At 59.2% G+C, this 16,264-nt stretch carries 16 protein-coding genes and 2 tRNA genes; 4 read left to right on the top strand and 14 right to left on the bottom strand.

Going from position 1 to position 16,264, the window contains the following annotated elements; translation table 11 throughout:
* From AC2VNM_RS10710 to rpoE, 11 genes are all read right to left on the bottom strand, one after another.
* Positions 1 to 561 carry a hypothetical protein gene (locus AC2VNM_RS10710; RefSeq protein WP_483189922.1) on the bottom strand — a complete coding sequence of 187 codons (561 nt, stop codon included), beginning with the start codon at positions 559 to 561 and terminating at the stop codon, positions 1 to 3.
* Positions 562 to 575: 14 nt separating this feature from the next.
* The gene (locus tag AC2VNM_RS10705) at positions 576 to 1,352 is read right to left on the bottom strand and encodes a thiazole synthase (RefSeq protein ID WP_483189924.1); all 777 of its coding nucleotides are present in this window, start codon (positions 1,350 to 1,352) and stop codon (positions 576 to 578) included.
* Positions 1,353 to 1,392: 40 nt separating this feature from the next.
* Positions 1,393 to 1,605, bottom strand: coding sequence for a sulfur carrier protein ThiS (thiS, locus tag AC2VNM_RS10700; RefSeq protein ID WP_483166355.1), 213 nt, complete (start codon positions 1,603 to 1,605; stop codon positions 1,393 to 1,395).
* A gap of 125 nt (positions 1,606 to 1,730) precedes the next feature.
* Positions 1,731 to 1,804, bottom strand: a tRNA-Cys gene (locus tag AC2VNM_RS10695).
* A gap of 36 nt (positions 1,805 to 1,840) precedes the next feature.
* Positions 1,841 to 1,915, bottom strand: a tRNA-Gly gene (locus AC2VNM_RS10690).
* A gap of 61 nt (positions 1,916 to 1,976) precedes the next feature.
* Positions 1,977 to 2,336 (bottom strand): DUF4845 domain-containing protein, encoded by a 360-nt coding sequence (locus AC2VNM_RS10685; protein ID WP_483166356.1) that lies wholly within the window; start codon positions 2,334 to 2,336, stop codon positions 1,977 to 1,979.
* Positions 2,337 to 2,405: 69 nt separating this feature from the next.
* Positions 2,406 to 3,200 carry a signal peptidase I gene (gene lepB, locus AC2VNM_RS10680; protein ID WP_483166357.1) on the bottom strand — a complete coding sequence of 265 codons (795 nt, stop codon included), beginning with the start codon at positions 3,198 to 3,200 and terminating at the stop codon, positions 2,406 to 2,408.
* A 29-nt stretch (positions 3,201 to 3,229) separates the two neighbouring features.
* Entirely contained in the window at positions 3,230 to 5,038 is a 1,809-nt protein-coding gene (gene lepA / locus AC2VNM_RS10675) for a translation elongation factor 4 (protein ID WP_483166358.1), read from the bottom strand.
* 63 nt (positions 5,039 to 5,101) lie between these two features.
* Complete coding sequence (locus AC2VNM_RS10670) at positions 5,102 to 6,562, bottom strand: DegQ family serine endoprotease (protein ID WP_483166359.1); 1,461 nt, start codon at positions 6,560 to 6,562, stop codon at positions 5,102 to 5,104.
* Positions 6,563 to 6,719: 157 nt separating this feature from the next.
* The gene (locus AC2VNM_RS10665; RefSeq protein WP_483166360.1) at positions 6,720 to 7,349 is read right to left on the bottom strand and encodes a sigma-E factor negative regulatory protein; all 630 of its coding nucleotides are present in this window, start codon (positions 7,347 to 7,349) and stop codon (positions 6,720 to 6,722) included.
* Entirely contained in the window at positions 7,339 to 7,971 is a 633-nt protein-coding gene (gene rpoE / locus AC2VNM_RS10660) for an RNA polymerase sigma factor RpoE (protein ID WP_215871892.1), read from the bottom strand. The genes AC2VNM_RS10665 and rpoE overlap by 11 nt, the downstream gene beginning before the upstream one ends.
* A 129-nt stretch (positions 7,972 to 8,100) precedes the next feature.
* Here rpoE and nadB point away from each other — a divergent pair, with 129 nt between their 5' ends.
* The 4 genes from nadB to AC2VNM_RS10640 all read left to right on the top strand — a co-directional run bounded on the left by nadB (position 8,101) and on the right by AC2VNM_RS10640 (position 11,399).
* Positions 8,101 to 9,729, top strand: a complete 1,629-nt coding sequence (gene nadB, locus AC2VNM_RS10655) for an L-aspartate oxidase (protein ID WP_483166361.1) — start codon at positions 8,101 to 8,103, stop codon at positions 9,727 to 9,729.
* Positions 9,730 to 9,847: 118 nt separating this feature from the next.
* On the top strand, positions 9,848 to 10,117 hold the full coding sequence (locus tag AC2VNM_RS10650) for a hypothetical protein (RefSeq protein WP_483166362.1): 270 nt from the start codon (positions 9,848 to 9,850) through the stop codon (positions 10,115 to 10,117).
* Between the two features lie 22 nt (positions 10,118 to 10,139).
* Positions 10,140 to 11,042 (top strand): CAF17-like 4Fe-4S cluster assembly/insertion protein YgfZ, encoded by a 903-nt coding sequence (gene ygfZ / locus AC2VNM_RS10645; RefSeq protein WP_483166363.1) that lies wholly within the window; start codon positions 10,140 to 10,142, stop codon positions 11,040 to 11,042.
* A gap of 6 nt (positions 11,043 to 11,048) precedes the next feature.
* Positions 11,049 to 11,399: a hypothetical protein gene (locus AC2VNM_RS10640; RefSeq protein WP_483166364.1), complete on the top strand. Its 351-nt coding sequence runs from the start codon at positions 11,049 to 11,051 to the stop codon at positions 11,397 to 11,399.
* Position 11,400: 1 nt separating this feature from the next.
* On the opposite strand, the gene cydC is transcribed toward AC2VNM_RS10640, so the two are convergent.
* From cydC to AC2VNM_RS10625, 3 genes are all read right to left on the bottom strand, one after another.
* Positions 11,401 to 13,200 carry a thiol reductant ABC exporter subunit CydC gene (gene cydC / locus AC2VNM_RS10635; protein WP_483166365.1) on the bottom strand — a complete coding sequence of 600 codons (1,800 nt, stop codon included), beginning with the start codon at positions 13,198 to 13,200 and terminating at the stop codon, positions 11,401 to 11,403.
* Complete coding sequence (cydD, locus tag AC2VNM_RS10630) at positions 13,157 to 14,914, bottom strand: thiol reductant ABC exporter subunit CydD (RefSeq protein WP_483166366.1); 1,758 nt, start codon at positions 14,912 to 14,914, stop codon at positions 13,157 to 13,159. The genes cydC and cydD overlap by 44 nt, the downstream gene beginning before the upstream one ends.
* Before the next feature lie 67 nt (positions 14,915 to 14,981).
* Positions 14,982 to 16,097 (bottom strand): FIST signal transduction protein, encoded by a 1,116-nt coding sequence (locus AC2VNM_RS10625; protein ID WP_483167245.1) that lies wholly within the window; start codon positions 16,095 to 16,097, stop codon positions 14,982 to 14,984.
* Positions 16,098 to 16,264: the final 167 nt, after the last annotated feature.

Below are 16,264 nucleotides of genomic sequence, written 5' to 3'. Positions count from 1 at the left end.
TCAGTGCATGGTACCGGGCTTGGGACCATCGAGGCGCTGATCGAAGATCTGCCCGGCGAGTTCATACAGGGCGTTGATCCTCTCCTGTGCCTCGCGGTAGCGCTTTTGCAATTCTGCCTCGGCGCTCAGTACCGGATGCTCTTCCAAGGATCGATTGAAGAGTTCGCGGATCATGCTCAGGCGTTCTACCACTTCAAAATAAGACCAGGGGTCCGGTGGCTGGGAGTTGGCAGTGCTCAATTCTTGCTGGTAATACCAAACCAGGGCGGCCCGAGTGACGGCACGCGCGGCGGTCTGCTCCTCCTGCTCCACCATCTGCCACTCGAAGCTGATGGGATCCTGCCAGTCGAGGTAGGCGCGCCAACGCATACCCTGCTCATCAAAGAGATGCTCGATGCGGGTACCTACACCGCGATCCGCGAGGCGCGCAATCAGGCGTTCGGTTTCTTCCCAGTCCTCGGCGTACGCGGAAGGGGTGCCAAGAGGGATCTGATCCATCACCAGGGTCTCGATGAGAATCAGATAATCGCGGTCGAGGGGAGCCTCGCGAGCATATTCCAAACCTTCCTCGGGGTTCAAAAGAAGGTCCCTTCCAACGGGCTACTGGCATTGGCGTAGAGCCGCCGTGGCATCCGCCCGGCCAAAAAGGCCTTGCGTCCGGCTTCCACCCCCAGGCGCATGGCCTCGGCCATTAGGATGGGATCTTTGGCGCCGGCAATGGCGGTGTTCAGCAATACACCATCACAGCCGAGCTCCATGGCGACGGCAACGTCCGAGGCGGTACCCACGCCGGCATCGACCAGAATCGGCACCGTTGCCTGCTCAAGGATGATGCGCAGATTGTAGGGATTGCGAATGCCCAGCCCGGAGCCAATCGGGGCCGCAAGAGGCATTACCGCCACGCAGCCCATCTCGGCAAAGGCCTTGCAGGCCACCGGATCATCGTTGCTGTAGACCATCACCTCAAAGCCTTCAGCAATGAGTGTCTCGGCCGCCTGAAAGGTCTGGCGCATGTCGGGAAAGAGGGTTTGCGGATCACCCAACACTTCGAGCTTGACCAGTGTCCAATCACCCAACTCACGTGCCAGGCGGCAGGTACGCACGGCATCTTCAGCAGTATAACAACCAGCGGTGTTGGGCAGGATGGTGAAGCGCTCGGCGGGAAGATAGTCGAGCAGATTTTCTTCTCCGGCGTGCTGGCCCAGATTTACCCGCCGCAAGGCAACGGTGACGATCTCCGCCCCGCTAGCATCGAGGGCCGCACGAGTTTCCTGAAAATCTTTATATTTTCCGGTACCTACCAGCAAGCGCGAGTGAAAGCTACGATTACCAATTTGCAAGAGGTCTGCCATGACATCGAACCCAAAACGAAAACCAGCAGGCATTATACCCTCATCCGCCACCTACGGCACGGATGACCTCAACCTGGTCGCCTCCGACCAGCCGGGTATCCGCGTGCCGGCTGCGGGGCACCACGGTACCGTTGCGTTCCACGGCTACACGCTGATTGCTGAGACCCAAGGCGTCGAGCAGGGTAAGGATGTTGCTATTCTCGGGTAGGGCATAGGCCGCCCCATTGACCTGAACCACAATTTCCTGTGCCATCCTCATCTTCTCCCGATCGTTACCAGCAAATGAGTGTTATGCCTGTAACCATACCACAGGAGACCCCCGCGAGACGCATGCTCGGGAAGAGAATAAGCGGGCAGAAACACAGCTCCGGAGTTTTATGGAGGCTAGGCCCGGAATCGAACCGAGGTACACGGCTTTGCAGGCCGCTGCATAACCACTCTGCCACCCAGCCATAAAGAAAAAGGGAAAGAGACCTTTCCCTTGCGATTGGAGCGGGAAACGAGGCTCGAACTCGCGACCCCAACCTTGGCAAGGTTGTGCTCTACCACTGAGCTATTCCCGCAATGTGGGGTGCATCATACGTTGCGCCCTGCACCCCTGTCAACCGGCCCAGAACACCCGGCCTAACTGCTGGTATGAAAATGGATCAGCAGGCTGATGTTACCGACCAAAGGTACTGTCCGTTCATAGTCGGCAACGATCTGCACTGGGGCATCACCGTTCTTGATGATCTGTATATCCTGCTGATTGATCTTGATCATCGCGACATTGAGCCGATCCTGCAGATTATAGAGGATCTCTCCCGCAGATTCGGAAGGACTGGCATGGCGCGCTTGATCCTGGAGAATGTTTTGCAGCGACATATTTTCGTAATAAATCGGCCCCACCTTCACGACCAGCGCCACGATCACTGCCAAGGCCACGATCCAAAAGATCGCCCCAATCAAACCGATACCAGACTCACGACTCTGTATGCGCGACATCGCCATCTCTCTACCAGCACGACTCAACGGCTACTTAGGCGAAACCCCACTCCTTGCAAGCCACGGCTATCAATTGTTGGGTCCGTCCAGGGCCCGGCCAATCTGATTCCAGCGAACCGACCAGGTTTCTGCATCCCAGGAAAACCAGATGAACATTGCCTTACCCACGATATTGCGACGTGGAGTACAGCCCCAAAAGCGGCTGTCGTCACTGTTGTCACGGTCATCACCCATCATGAAATAACAATTGGGCGGTACCTTGTAGGGACCAAAATCCATGTGCGCTTCCGGCGTATCAAACTCAATGATATGGAAGCTATGCCCACCGATGGTCTGTTCGTATTCCTTGGTGGGAATGACCATACCGGCCTCGCCCTGTCCCTCAGGTCGGTAATTGAAGGTGCCGATATATTTCTTGGTGATCAATTTGCCATTAATGTAGAGATCGTTTCCCTTGACTTCGACGGTCTCCCCCGGCAGTCCAATCACTCGTTTGATATAGTCGATACGCGGGTTTTTGGGAAAGCGAAAGACCATGATATCACCTGCCTGCACCGGATTTCCCTGAGTCAGCTCAGTATGGATCAACGGCAGTCGCAGTCCCCAGGTAAATTTGTTTACCAGCAGAAAATCGCCGACCCGGATGGTGGGCAGCATGGAACCCGAGGGCACCTGAAAGGGTTCCACTACAAAAGCTCTTACCAGAAACACCACCAGTAGAACGGGGAAGAAACTTCGCGCATAATCTACCAGCAGCGGCACTTTTACATCGGCGGCACGGCGGCGGCGAAAAAAAAGGCGATCGACGAACCAGATCAGGCCCGTAGCCACAACGGCCAAAAATAATCCCAGGGTAAAATCCATGCCGCTTTCCTCGTGCTAGCGTACTGCGCTCAATTTCTTTTTTCAGTCTGCAAAATAGCCAAAAATGCCTCTTGCGGGATTTCCACCCGGCCTACCTGTTTCATCCGCTTTTTCCCCTCCTTCTGTTTCTCCAGGAGTTTGCGCTTGCGGGTGATGTCGCCGCCATAACATTTGGCCAGCACATCCTTACGCATTGCCTTGACCGTTTCGCGGGCGATGATCTTCGCACCGATCGCTGCCTGGATCGCTACCTCGAACATCTGTCGGGGAATGAGATCCTTCAATCGACCGGCGAGTTCCCGCCCGCGGCGTTCGGCAAAATCGCGATGTACGATCCAGGACAGGGCGTCGAGCTTTTCGCTATTGATGAGAATATCCATCTTGACCAGTGGGCCCGCCTGAAAACGCGAGAATTCATAGTCCATGGAGGCATAGCCGCGACTGACGGATTTGAGCCGGTCGAAGAAATCCAGCACCACCTCGTTCAGCGGCAATTCATAGCTCACCATCACCTGCCCACCCGTGAATTGCAGATTGATTTGTCGCCCGCGGCGCTCTTCGCAAAGGGTAATCACCGGTCCCAGATACTTTTCCGGCACCAAGATATTCGAGCGTATCAATGGCTCGCGAATTTCGCGAATGCGGTTGGTCGGCGGCAGCTCCGCAGGATTGGACAGGTGCAGGATTTCGCCATCGGTCGTTTCTATTTCGTAGACCACCGTCGGCGCCGTGCTCAATAGATCAAGCTGGTACTCTCGCTCCAGGCGCTCCTGGATGATCTCCATGTGCAGCAGACCGAGAAAACCACAGCGGAAACCAAAGCCCAGGGCCTGGGAGGTCTCCGGCTCGAATTGTAATGCGGCGTCGTTCAAACGCAGTTTCTGCAAGGCCTCCCGAAAGCGCTCATAGTCGGCCGAGTCGATGGGATAGAGTCCGGTAAAGACCTGCGCCTGCACTTCACGAAAGCCCGGAAGCGGCGCCGGAGCAGGCCGGCTGGCGTCGGTCAGGGTATCCCCCACCCGTGCACCCTCAATGCTGCGAATGCCGGCGATGACAAAACCTACGGTACCCGTGTCCAGCGCCGACACATGCACCGGTTTGGGGGTAAATACGCCAGTCTTTTCGACGAAATATTCCTTTCCTCCGGCCATGGTGCGAATCTTCTGTCCGGGGCGCAAGCTCCCGTTCATCACCCGCACCAACACCACCGTACCGAGATAATTGTCGAACCAGGAATCGATGATCAGGGCCTGCAGCGGCGCCGCCGGGTCCCCCCGCGGCGCGGGGATATCCTGCACTACCTGTTCGAGAATCTCGCGAATGCCACGCCCGTCCTTGGCGCTGGCCAAAATGGCATTGGCCGCTGGCAAGCCAACGATTTCCTCGATTTCCCGCCGCACCCGGTCTGGTTCTGCGGCCGGCAGATCGATCTTGTTGAGCACCGGAATGATTTCCAGGTCGTGTTCGAGAGCGGTGTAGCAGTTGGCCACGCTCTGCGCCTCGACTCCCTGGGAGGCATCGACCACCAGCAGGGCGCCTTCACAGGCCGCCAGGGAACGACTGACCTCATAGGAAAAATCGACATGCCCCGGGGTATCGATCAGGTGAAAGATGTAATCCTGCCCATCGTCGGCACGGTACTGCAGACGCACGCTCTGCGCCTTGATGGTAATGCCGCGCTCGCGCTCGATGTCCATACTGTCCAGCACCTGATTGGCCATCTCGCGCTCGCTGAGGGCACCGCAGAGGCGAATGAACTGGTCTGCCAGGGTAGATTTGCCATGGTCAACATGGGCGATGATGGAAAAATTCCGGATTCTTTCTTGCTCTGAACTCATGCACCCTGATCTCAACAGAAAGGGGGGTGGCGGCTGGCCATCCCCCCGAGAACGTCCTGCGCCTTACTTGGGCAGGGACAGGACGACGTAGAAATTCCCCTCGCGACGATGCAGGAGAACTGGCACTGGCTGGCCGGTCGGCAAGCTGGCCACCAGTTTTTGCAATTGGGAGACGCTGCTTACCGGTTGCTGCGCCACCTGCAGGATGACATCACCGGGGCGAACCCCGGCCAGTGCAGCGGGACCATTGGCAACACCCAGAACCAGCACACCCGAGGACACGCCGAGTTGCTGACGGGCGGCAGCACTGAGCGGCCCCACCTGAATACGCATGCGTGCGATGCTACCCTTCTGCTCCGGCGCTTGGGCGGAATGCGGCGCGCCGGCTTCCTCTGCCATATCGCCAGGCAGGCTTTCCACAGTGATGGGCAATGTCATCGCCTTACCGTCCCGAATGATCCCAACCTTGGCGATGTACCCAGCCGGCAAGGCGCCGACAAGCGGAGGCAACTGCGCCGAATTGTAAATTGGCTGGCCGTTGAAGGAGACAATGACATCACCGGGCTTCAAGCCCGCCTTGGCTGCCGGGCCATCCGGCTCCACCTGGGAGACCAGGGCCCCCATCGGTTCCTTCATATGGAAGGATTTGGCAAGATCCATGCTGACATCCTGCACCATCACGCCCAGCCAGCCAAAATGCACCTTCTGATGAAGTTTGAGCTGCTTGACGGCATCCATGGCAACGTTGATGGGTATGGAGAAGGATAGCCCCATGTAACCACCGCTGTTGGTGTAGATCTGGTCGTTGATGCCAATAACCTGACCCTTCATATTGAACAGAGGGCCACCGGAATTGCCCGGATTGATGGGAACGTCGGTCTGGATAAAGGGAATGTAGGGATCATCCGGCAACGGCCGCGAGGTCGCGCTGACCACCCCCTGGGTAACGCTATTCTCAAAACCGAAGGGGGCGCCTACTGCCAACACCCATTGCCCCACCTCCAGGCGACCGGAATCGCCGATCTGCACCGTCGGGAGATTTTTGGCATCGATTTTCAACAGGGCCACGTCGATCCGCGTCGACAGACCGACCAGCTTGGCCTGATATTGCTGATGATTGGTGAGGCTGACGATGATTTTCTGCGCACCCCGGACCACATGCGCCGCGGTGACAATGTACCCATCCGGACTAACGATAAAACCGGAACCAAGAGACTGCACCTGATATTTGTGTGCCGGCCCACTCGGCCCGACAAATGGCGCAAAAAACTGGTTGAGCGGCGAATTGGGCGGGAAAGGGGATTGTGGCCGCTGCGCTTCCTTGGTCTCGGTAGTGCTGATGTTCACTACGGCCGGGCCATACTGCTTCACGATTGGTGTGAAGTCTGGCAACGCCACCAGATTGGCCGAGTCGGCAAAGGCCAGCGCAGGCGTCACCGCCATACCGCCAAGTGCCAAAGCCACCAGAAACGCACCGAAAGACCGCCGCAACCGCCGATGATTCCCTTGCACACAACCTCCCATAACCTGATCCCCAGGTCGATCACTGACCCTGAATTATTTGCTGAGCGCCACGCCACGGCTGCGCGGCCGCGGACCCTGCACAATGACGTTTTCTGACATTGTTCAATAGCCTAAAGAGGGTAGCTGGGAGCGCGGAGCTTGTCCAGACGGCATTTTGTCAATGCTGGTAAGTGTCGATTCCGGGATAGATTCCCTCGTCCGAGCGAAACCCGACGGGCAACAATCCGGCAGCGGGATTTTCGGAAAAACTGCGATGACTCGATTGCGTCCAGGCAAGATAGCGCTCCGGTGCTGGCCTCCAGATCCGCTGGATATCGCGTTGAATGGTGTCATCCGCATGCAAGAGGGGGCCTGATGTCACCGAGAAACGCACCGGACGCAGGGCAAACGGTTGCCTCGACACGTCAACGCTGGGGGAAGATGCCGATACCGACGAAGAAGTCGGGCTTCCGCTTTGCCAGGGGGCCAGAACGAAGAGCGAGGCCGACAGCAGCGTGACCGCGGCTATCGAGGACCAACCCCATTTCTGCGCGGCGCTGCGCCGGGTGCGCTGGCCCTGGGGCAATTCGGCAGCAATGGCCTGCTGCACCCGAGCGGCAAAGTCCGGGCTGGCCAGCGCGGCACCCACTCGCCCCTGCTGCAACAGAAAGGATACCCGATACTGCGTTTCCCACGCGTCGCGCAGGGCAGGCTCATGCTCCAGGCGCACCGCCATTCGTCGCGCCGACAAGGTGCCCAGTTCACCATCCATGAACGCCATCAAGGCAGATTTCGTTTCATCGTTCATGACTACTCTGCTCCAACAAAGGCGCCAATACCTTGGCAATTGCCTCACGCGCCCGAAAAATTCGGGAACGCACCGTTCCCACCGGACAATCCATCACTTGAGCGATCTCATCGTAGCTCAGGCCCTCCAACTCCCGCAGGCTCACCGCTTCCCGCAAATCCGCAGGCAATGCCTTGAGGGCAGCATCGATGTGCTGCGCGATTTCCTTGGTAAGCAGCAAACCTTCCGGGGTGTCGTATTCTCTTAGTCCATCGGCACTATCGAATTGTTCCGCTTCGTCGGTATCCACATCGGCAATACTGACCTTGCGCCCCTGCGCAACGAGATGATTTTTGGCGGTATTGACGGCAATCCGATAGAGCCACGTGTAAAAGGCGCTATCCCCCCGAAAATTGTGCAGGGCACGATAGGCCTTCACAAACGCCTCCTGCGCCACGTCTTCTGCCTCTTCGGGCTGACGCACAAAGCGCCCGATCAGGGCCACTACCTTGTGCTGGTATTTTCGCACCAACAGGTCAAATGCCTGCCGTTCGCCCTTTTGCACGCGTTGTACCAAGAGGAGATCGGTCTGGGCCCCGCCATCCTTGGCACTATCGGCGGCTTGCCCTGACGTCTTGCTCATTCGCCGTTTCCTTTTTGCATGATTCTGCTGGCCTGTGCCACCCGCAAAAGGGGCTTTCCTTTCACCGGTGCAAGTCTCATCGTATCATGAGCACCCCATCTTTGCGCTAGAACAGCAACGCCCGCGAACATGCCTGATACAGACTTTCTCATCATTGGTGCCGGCAGCGCGGGTCTCGCCTGCGCCCTGGAACTTGCAGCGCTGGGGCGGGTCACCGTGCTCAGCAAGGGACCGCTGGAGGTATCGGCGAGTGACTGGGCGCAGGGCGGCATCGCCGCGGTGCTGCCGGATGGCGATGACAGTGTCGCCCACCACGCGGCCGATACGGAGCGGGCGGGCGCCGGTCTGTGCGAGCCCGCGCGGGTACAGGACATCCTGAGCGCGGCACCGGACGCCATCGCCCGTCTGCTGCACTGGGGCGTTGCCTTTGATCGCCAAGGGGAGCAGTGGCAACTGACCCGCGAGGGAGGCCATCAGACCCGCCGGGTGCTGCACCGCGCCGATCATACGGGACGCGCTATTACTCGTGCCCTGCTCCACTGCGCCGCGGCCAATGCCAGAATCCATCTGCGCCCCAACACCCTGGTCGCTGCCCTGCAGCAAGACGATACGCGGATCAGTGGCGTATGGCTGCGCTGCGGTGAGGGCTCCTGGGAGAGCTTGCAGGCCCGTGCCGTCATCCTGGCCACCGGGGGCCTGGGACAGGTCTATCGTCACACCAGCAACCCCAATATCGCCACCGGCGATGGCATTGCGTTGGCTTGGCGGGCCGGGGCCGCAATCCGCGATCTGGAATTCGTGCAATTCCATCCCACCACGCTGTACGACCCAGGCGAACCGGCCTTCCTGTTGAGCGAAGCCTTGCGCGGGGAAGGTGCCGTGCTTCGCCTGCCCAATGGCGAGCGCTTTATGGATCAATATGATGCACGCGGCGAACTCGCCCCGCGGGACGTGGTCAGTCGAGCAATCATCCAGGAAATGCAGCAACATGGGCTACCCTATGTGGAGCTGGATATCCGTCACGCCCCGGCGCAGCTCATTGTCGAGCATTTTCCCACCATTACCGCGCACTGCCTTGCCCGCGGTCTGGATCCGCGCAACAGCACTCTGCCCGTGGTCCCGGCAGCGCACTATAGTTGTGGTGGCATCAGCGTTGATGCGGCCGGACGCACCGGGGTACCAGGCCTCTACGCCATCGGCGAAGTCGCCAGTACCGGCTTGCATGGCGCCAACCGCCTGGCCAGCAACTCTTTGCTGGAATGTATCGTGGCCGCCCACGAAGCCTTCCGGGATCTCGCCGGGGGCCCAGCCCTCCCCGACCTGCCTCGCGCAGAAGGCAAGCCGCCCAAGGCAATGCCGTCCCTGGCCGATGGAGAATTGGCAAAACGACGCCAGACCCTACAAGGGCTGCTTTGGGAGAAGGTGGGCATTCTCCGCGATCAACGCGGCATGGCGGCGGCCCTGGCGCAATTGCAGGACTGGGCAGCGGAAACGCCCTGGCCCGCGCAACAGCTACCCAACTCGCAAGCGGAGCTGGAATGGCACAGTCTACTGCGCTGCGCCTTACTGATTACCCGAGGGGCCATACAGCGGCACGAGTCTCGCGGTTGTCACTTTGACCAAGATTTCCCGGAGCTGCGGGAGCCGCCGCGACATCTGAATCAGCGCTGCGACTGGTCGCAACCGCAGACCAGTGACGTCGGGCATACAAGCGCCAGCGCCGCCAGTTGCGTTCCCCCGGACGAAAGGCAGCCATGACAATCACTCGTTTACCGTCCTCCGCCTGCACCGGTAGGAGCAGAAAGCGATAAGCATAGACTCCGCCCGCGAGCACGCGGCCCGTGCGGCGCTCACCATTTTGCAGACGCAGAGAGATTTGCCCATCGCCCTGCTGCAGCAACAACCGTGGCAGAAAGGCTTGCCGCCTACGGGACCAGGGACAACGCCAAAGCAGCCAGGCGCTGGACAATGCAAGGACCAACATGGCAGCACGCCAGTCCAGCAGAAAGGTCAGAAGACCCGCAAGCACAGCTACAAGGCAGGGAAGAATGTAGAGCAGCCACTGCCCGCTGCGGGATCCCAGGCGCAGGCCCGGCAGAGATTGGTCGGCGCCTGCCGCCGCGCTATCATGACTGGCGTTCACTGATTCCTTTCCGGAGACCATGCCCATGGCTGACATCCAGTACGCTCCCTTGATCGGCACCTTGGGAGCCCTTCACATTCATGGCCCCGATGCGGAAAAATTTCTGCAGGGCCAATTCTCCAACGATCTTCTGCACTTGCCAACCGGTGCGGGACAGTGGAGCAGTTACAGCACGGCCAAGGGCCGGATGATCGCCAACTTTTTTCTGCAGCGGGAGGAGTCTGGCTTCTATCTGTTTCTGACCGCAGACCTTGCCGATGAAGTCAGCGAGCGGCTGCGCAAGTTCCGGCTGATGGCCAAGGCCGAGATCGAAGTCTGTGCAGAGCCGGTCTGGGGTACCTGGGGCGCCGACCTGCAGAGGGAAGAAGTACAAACAAAACCAGCGGGCGAAGACGCTCCCTCTTCTATCCTTGCACCTCTTCCCTGGCCAAAGCCAGCGGCACTGCTCCTGGCACAAGACAGCGGACAGCTCCAGCGGACTGGCGCACGAGAATGCAGCGCCAATGACTGGTGGGCGGAGGCTATCCGTGCTGGGACGGCCTTCATCACCCGCGCCACGACTGAGCAGGTCATCCCACAAGAACTGAATCTGGAGGTACTGGGCGGGATCAATTTCAAAAAGGGCTGCTATCCGGGGCAGGAGATCGTGGCTCGTTCACACTATCTGGGCGCGCTGAAACGCCAGTGCTACCTATTGTACGGACCGGCAGAAATGCAGGCCGGCCAAGAGATTTTTGCCCCTAGCATGGGAGAACAAGCGGTCGGTGTGGTCATCAATGTGGCAAAGGAAGATGCCGCGAGCATCGCCCTCGTGGTGCTGCGCGCTGCCAATGACCAGGAGCCATTGCACTTGGGACAAGAGGATGGCCCATTATTGCAGATCGGTATTCTGCCCTATCCACTGCCCCTTTCTCAGCAGGAAAAATAGCGCCAGATGTGGGGTCTGATCACCGGTGTTGTCAGTTATTTTCCGTTTGCCTGGTATAGCCATCGTTACCTCGATGAGCGCGGCATGCCGCCCGGATTCAGCCGCAGGCTGCTGGTGTTCATCGTCGCCAGCGTGCTATCCACCGGCCTTGGCTATGGAGTGTCGCGTCTGACCAGCAGCCCGCAGCACCTGCAGGCAGAATCACAAATGCAAAAGAAAACGATGCAGCTCCTCGGCAGTACCCTGCATTGTGTGAGCGAACCGAACAATCCCCAATGTCAGCAGAACACTGCAGAGGCACACCGGCTTCTGCAGCAAATGCTGAGCATCGAAACGGGTAAGCAACGACAAGGCTGAATCAGGAATCGATGAGGGTGCCGCCAAGCTGGGCGAAGCGGTGCAGAAGACTGTCGGGCCGAGTGAGCAACTCCGCGTAGCTCCCGCTCTCCTGTATCCGCCCTTCGGCCATAACATAGATACGATCCATGTCCTCCAAGCCCAACAAACGGTGGGTGATGTAGATCACTGTCCGCCCCTGCATCAGGCTGCGTAAATCCTGCAAAAATTTCGCCTCGGTGAGCGCGTCGAGCCCCTCACTCGGTTCGTCGAGAATCAGGATGGGACTGTTCTTGAGCACGGTACGGGCAATGGCAATACGCCGCGCCTGCCCACCAGAGAGATTCACGCCGCCCTCGCCTACGATGTTGTCCAGACCCTGCGGCAAGCCCTCCACAAACTCGGCCAGTTGCGCCTGACGCAATGCCGCCCAGAGTTCTTCCTCTTCCGCATCACCCTTGGCCAGTAGCAGGTTATCGCGGATGGTACTGTGAAAGAGATGGCTGCGCTGCGACAGCAAGGCAAAGTATTGGCGCAACTGATCGCCGGGATAGTCACGCAGTTCCTGACCGCCCAACCGCGCCGAGCCTGCCTGATAGTCATAAAAACGCAGCAGCAGATTGGCGATACTGCTCTTGCCCGCTCCCGTAGCCCCGAGAATGGCAATCCGCTCCCCCTGGCAAACCTGCAGGTCGAGGCCCCGCAGGGCGTCTTCGTGGGTCTCGGGGTAGCGCAGGTGCAGATCGTGGACCTCGATATCGAAGTTGACAGGTTCGGGCAATGGTTTTGGCGCGTCGGGGAAGAGCGGTTCCTGGTCGGCAATCTCGAAGATACGCCTGGCCGCGGCCCGCGTCTGTCCGAGAAACTGGAAGGCCAGAGGCAGCGCCAATACCGCCTCGAAGGCGGCCATTGTGCCCAAGGCAAACATGGGCAACTGCGCCGGCGACAGGGAGTGCCTTGCCACCAGAGGAATAGCGAGCAGCAAAATCACCCAGAGAGTGAGATTGGCCATGAAACTCATGCCTGCCGTGCCGATTCCGGCCACCCCGGCGAGCCGCCGCTGCCGCTCCAGCAGCGCTGCATTCTCTTGTAAAAGCTGCTCCTGGACACGCCCGGCGGCATTGGCAGTCAGAATCTCCCCCATGCCCTGCAGGGCGTCGACGATCTGCGTGCGCATCTCCGCCTGGATGCGGGTGATCTCGGCACTGCTGCGTGCGCCCAGTCGCTCGCTGAGCAAGGGCAGTAACAAGCCGGTGAGTGCCAGCAGCACAAAGAGCGCGAGACCAATCGACCAGGCATAGAGGGTAAAAAAGCCGGCCATGAGGAGGGTTGCCAATCCTGCCACCAGGAAGGGCGTGAATACCCGCAAATAGAAATTGTTGAGGGTATCAATATCGGCGACCAGACGCGAGAGCAGGTCGCCGGAGCGGAACCCTTGCAGCCCTGCCGGGGCCAGAGGCTCGATACGGGTGTAAAACCAGACGCGCAGTCTAGAAAGCAGGCGAAAAGTGGCCTCATGGGTGACAATGCGCTCCAGCCAGCGGGAAAGGACACGGGTGGTGGCAAAGGCACGTACTCCAGCGGCCGGCAAAAAGAAATTGTACTGATTGAGGGTGGCCCAGCCCCCCAGTCCGGCCAGGGCGGCACTGGCCAGGAACCAACCAGACAAGGTCATCAGGCCAAAGTTGGCGAGGATGGTCAGCAGACTCAGCAGAGCACCGCCGAGCATCCACCAGCGGTAAGGCGCAAAGAGGCGCAGCAAACGCCAAAGATCGCGATTATTGGCCATGACGCCCCCGATAGGCATCCACCAAACGCGCATAGGCCCCGCCCTGCGCCAGCAACTCCTGGTGGCTACCGGTTTCGACCACCCGTCCCCCATCGATAACGATGATGCGCTCGGCGCGCTGCGCCGTGGCCAAACGATGGGCAATGACGATCACGGTACGCCCCTGCCGCAGTTTTTCCAGTGAATCGAGAAACAGGGATTCGCTTTCCATGTCCAGATTGGCCGTGGCCTCATCCATCAGGAGCAGGCGGGGATTTTTGAGAAAGGCGCGGGCCAGGGCAATGCGCTGGATCTGCCCGCCCGACAGACCCTGTCCAAGATCGCCAATGCGCGTGTCCCAGGATTGCGGCAGGCGCTCGATGAATTCCAGGGCATGGGCGTCTTGTGCCGCCTGGCGCAATTCGGCATCCGTTGCTTGTGGCTTCACCAGGCGGAGATTGTCGGCGATGCTGCCATAAAAGAGGCGCGGGCTTTGTGGGATCCAGGCCAGTTGTGCATGCCAGGCATTGCGATCGATGCCGCGCAGATCCTGCCCACCGACCAGAATCGTCCCAGCATCGGGCTGCACGAAACCGAGAATGGCATTCGCTACGGTACTCTTGCCGGCCCCACTCGCGCCAACAATGGCGGTGTAACTACCAGCAGGAAAGCTGGCGGTACATCCAGCCAAGGCTTCGGCGTCTTCCGGCGCATAACGGAAATGCAGATCCCGCAACTCGATCGCCAGTGCCGTCGACGACTCCGCCAATTCCTGCCCACCATCAGTCGCTGCTGGCGCCGGAGCATCAAGAATTTCGAAGATGCGTTTGGCTGTGGCAATCGCGCTCATACGCGCATGATAGTGGGTGGACAGGCCGCGCAGTGGCGCAAAAAACTCTGGCGCCAGCAGCAATACAAAGAAGGCCGCGTAAAAATCTACCGAGGCATGCACCTGCAGTAGGCGCGCCCCCAGAGATACCGCGACCAGGGCAATCGAAAGGCTGGCGAAGAATTCCAGCACTGCCGAGGTCAAAAAGGCCACCCGCAGGCCGGCCATGGTGCTACGGCGGTAGTTTTCGGAGATGTGGGCGACGATCTCGATCTCGTCCTTGGCGCGTCCAAAGATCTTGAGGGTGGTCAGACCCTGCAGGGTATCAAGAAAATGGGCACTCATCAGCAGCATCTGGCGCCACTGCCGCTGGTTGATGGCTTCTGCGGCATAACCGACCAGGACCATAAAGAAGGGAATCAGTGGACCACTGATCAGCAGAATCAGACCACTGATCCAGTCCACCGGAAAGACGAATACGAGAATGGCCACGGGGACCAGACTCACCAAAGCCATCTGCGGCAGATAGCGGGAAAAATACGGTTCCAGCGCCTCGATGCCTTCAATCAGGGTGCTGGCGATATCTCCTGCCCGCTCCCCCGCCAGCGCCACCGGCCCGCGACGAAAGAGGTGCTGCAGGAGTTCTTGCCGCAGTTGCGTCTTGATGCTGGCACTAGCACGAAAGGCAACGATCTCTGCTGCCCAGGACAGCCCCGCGCGCAGCACGAAAAGACCCAGCAAGGCAGCCAAAAATCCCGATACCGCCGCCATCCCCAAACCATGAAACGACACGTCATTGACGATGTGGGCCAGTATCCAGGCCTGGAGAATGATCAGTAAGCCAGCCACAAGGCCGAGACCAATGGCAAAGTAGAGCGCGCCTCGAGCCCCCTTGCCGGTCTTCATCAGTCGTTGATCAATGCGCTCCGCTTTTGCCACGGTCTCTATTTGCCTTTCTTTATTTGCACGGCCGAAAGTATAGCATGAATGATAATTTCCTGATGAACTATGCCAGGAACAGGGTCAAAACGCCGGTATAGCCATAGATGCGGTCGTGGTAGATCTCACCATTGGCAAAGAATCCCACCAGCGGCACCTCGCCGAGCACCGCGCTGATCTGCTGCAACTCCGCAGAATTGGCACCGAAGAGATTTTCTCCACGTCCCAGGCAGGATACATAGATCGCTCCGCGAATGACACGCTCTGCCGCCAATCTGCGCAAATCCATGAGCATGCGCTGCAGATCCGCCACAGCACTGTCACCATCCCGTTTGCAAAATATCAGTTCGCCCCCCGCATCGACGTACTCACCAATGGCTACCAGGCCGTGCTGCTCATCCACTCCCACTAGGTTTCGCACCAGGTAGTCACCACGATCCGATCCGGGCAATGGTAAAGCGGCAAAGATAAAACCAGCAGCGCGACGAATATCGCGCGCCAGGACCTCGCCGACCTCCTCGTAGAGAACCTCCAGGGCCGGACGCCGATCCAGGGTAGCGACGATGTTGCGCTCCGCCTCCTGAATCCGGTGCACCGGACCTATAGGCGTGACCCCCTGACTCAAGCCTGTGCGGATCGCTACGTCGTCAGAAAACGCCACGCCACTCAAGCCGCCATGGAGAGCACGCCCGGCGATCTGCGCCCCCTGTTCCCGCGAGCTGGTTATCCCGCCCATCAGAAAGCCCGTGCTGCAACGTGCGGCCAAATGCCGTACCTGCTCAGGTAAGTCTTGGCTATGGGCGTCGCCATGCACAATGGCCAAGGCCGCCTGACGACCATCGTCCAACTGCAATTCCCCGCTACCATAAGCATCCATGCCGGCAAACAGGCGATATTCCGTTTTGGGGATATCCGTAAACAGCAGGGCCAGCGCAGGAACATCGAGGTATTCATGATTGGTGGCCGCTACGCCAATTCCCACCGATCCGACCCAATCCTGAACGCCGGTGGATTGCTGCAGCGCGGCCAGAATTTCCGGCAGCGCCGTTTCATAGGCCTCGTTGACATACAAAAACCCCAAGGTACTGGGGAATGGCCTCCAGTCGCAGCTATCCAGGGCCTGCCGCAAAGCGTCGGACCACTGCTCTGCGGCGGCATGGCCATAAGGGAAAGGAGTACTCATGAGCTGCGTTCTGATCCTATGCCGAAAGCTCGCATTGTACGGGGCCAAGCGGCAAGGGGCAAAAGCGCTTTTGTAGCAGCAAATTAGTAATGTCCGCTTTCGGCACGTTAGAAATGTCCGCCTGGAAGAGTAGAGAGGCAAGGACGAATGACGCAGGAGCGGATAGA

This window comes from Acidithiobacillus sp. TH-A67 (assembly GCF_057473545.1).
This window is presented reverse-complemented; position numbering and strand designations above follow the sequence as displayed.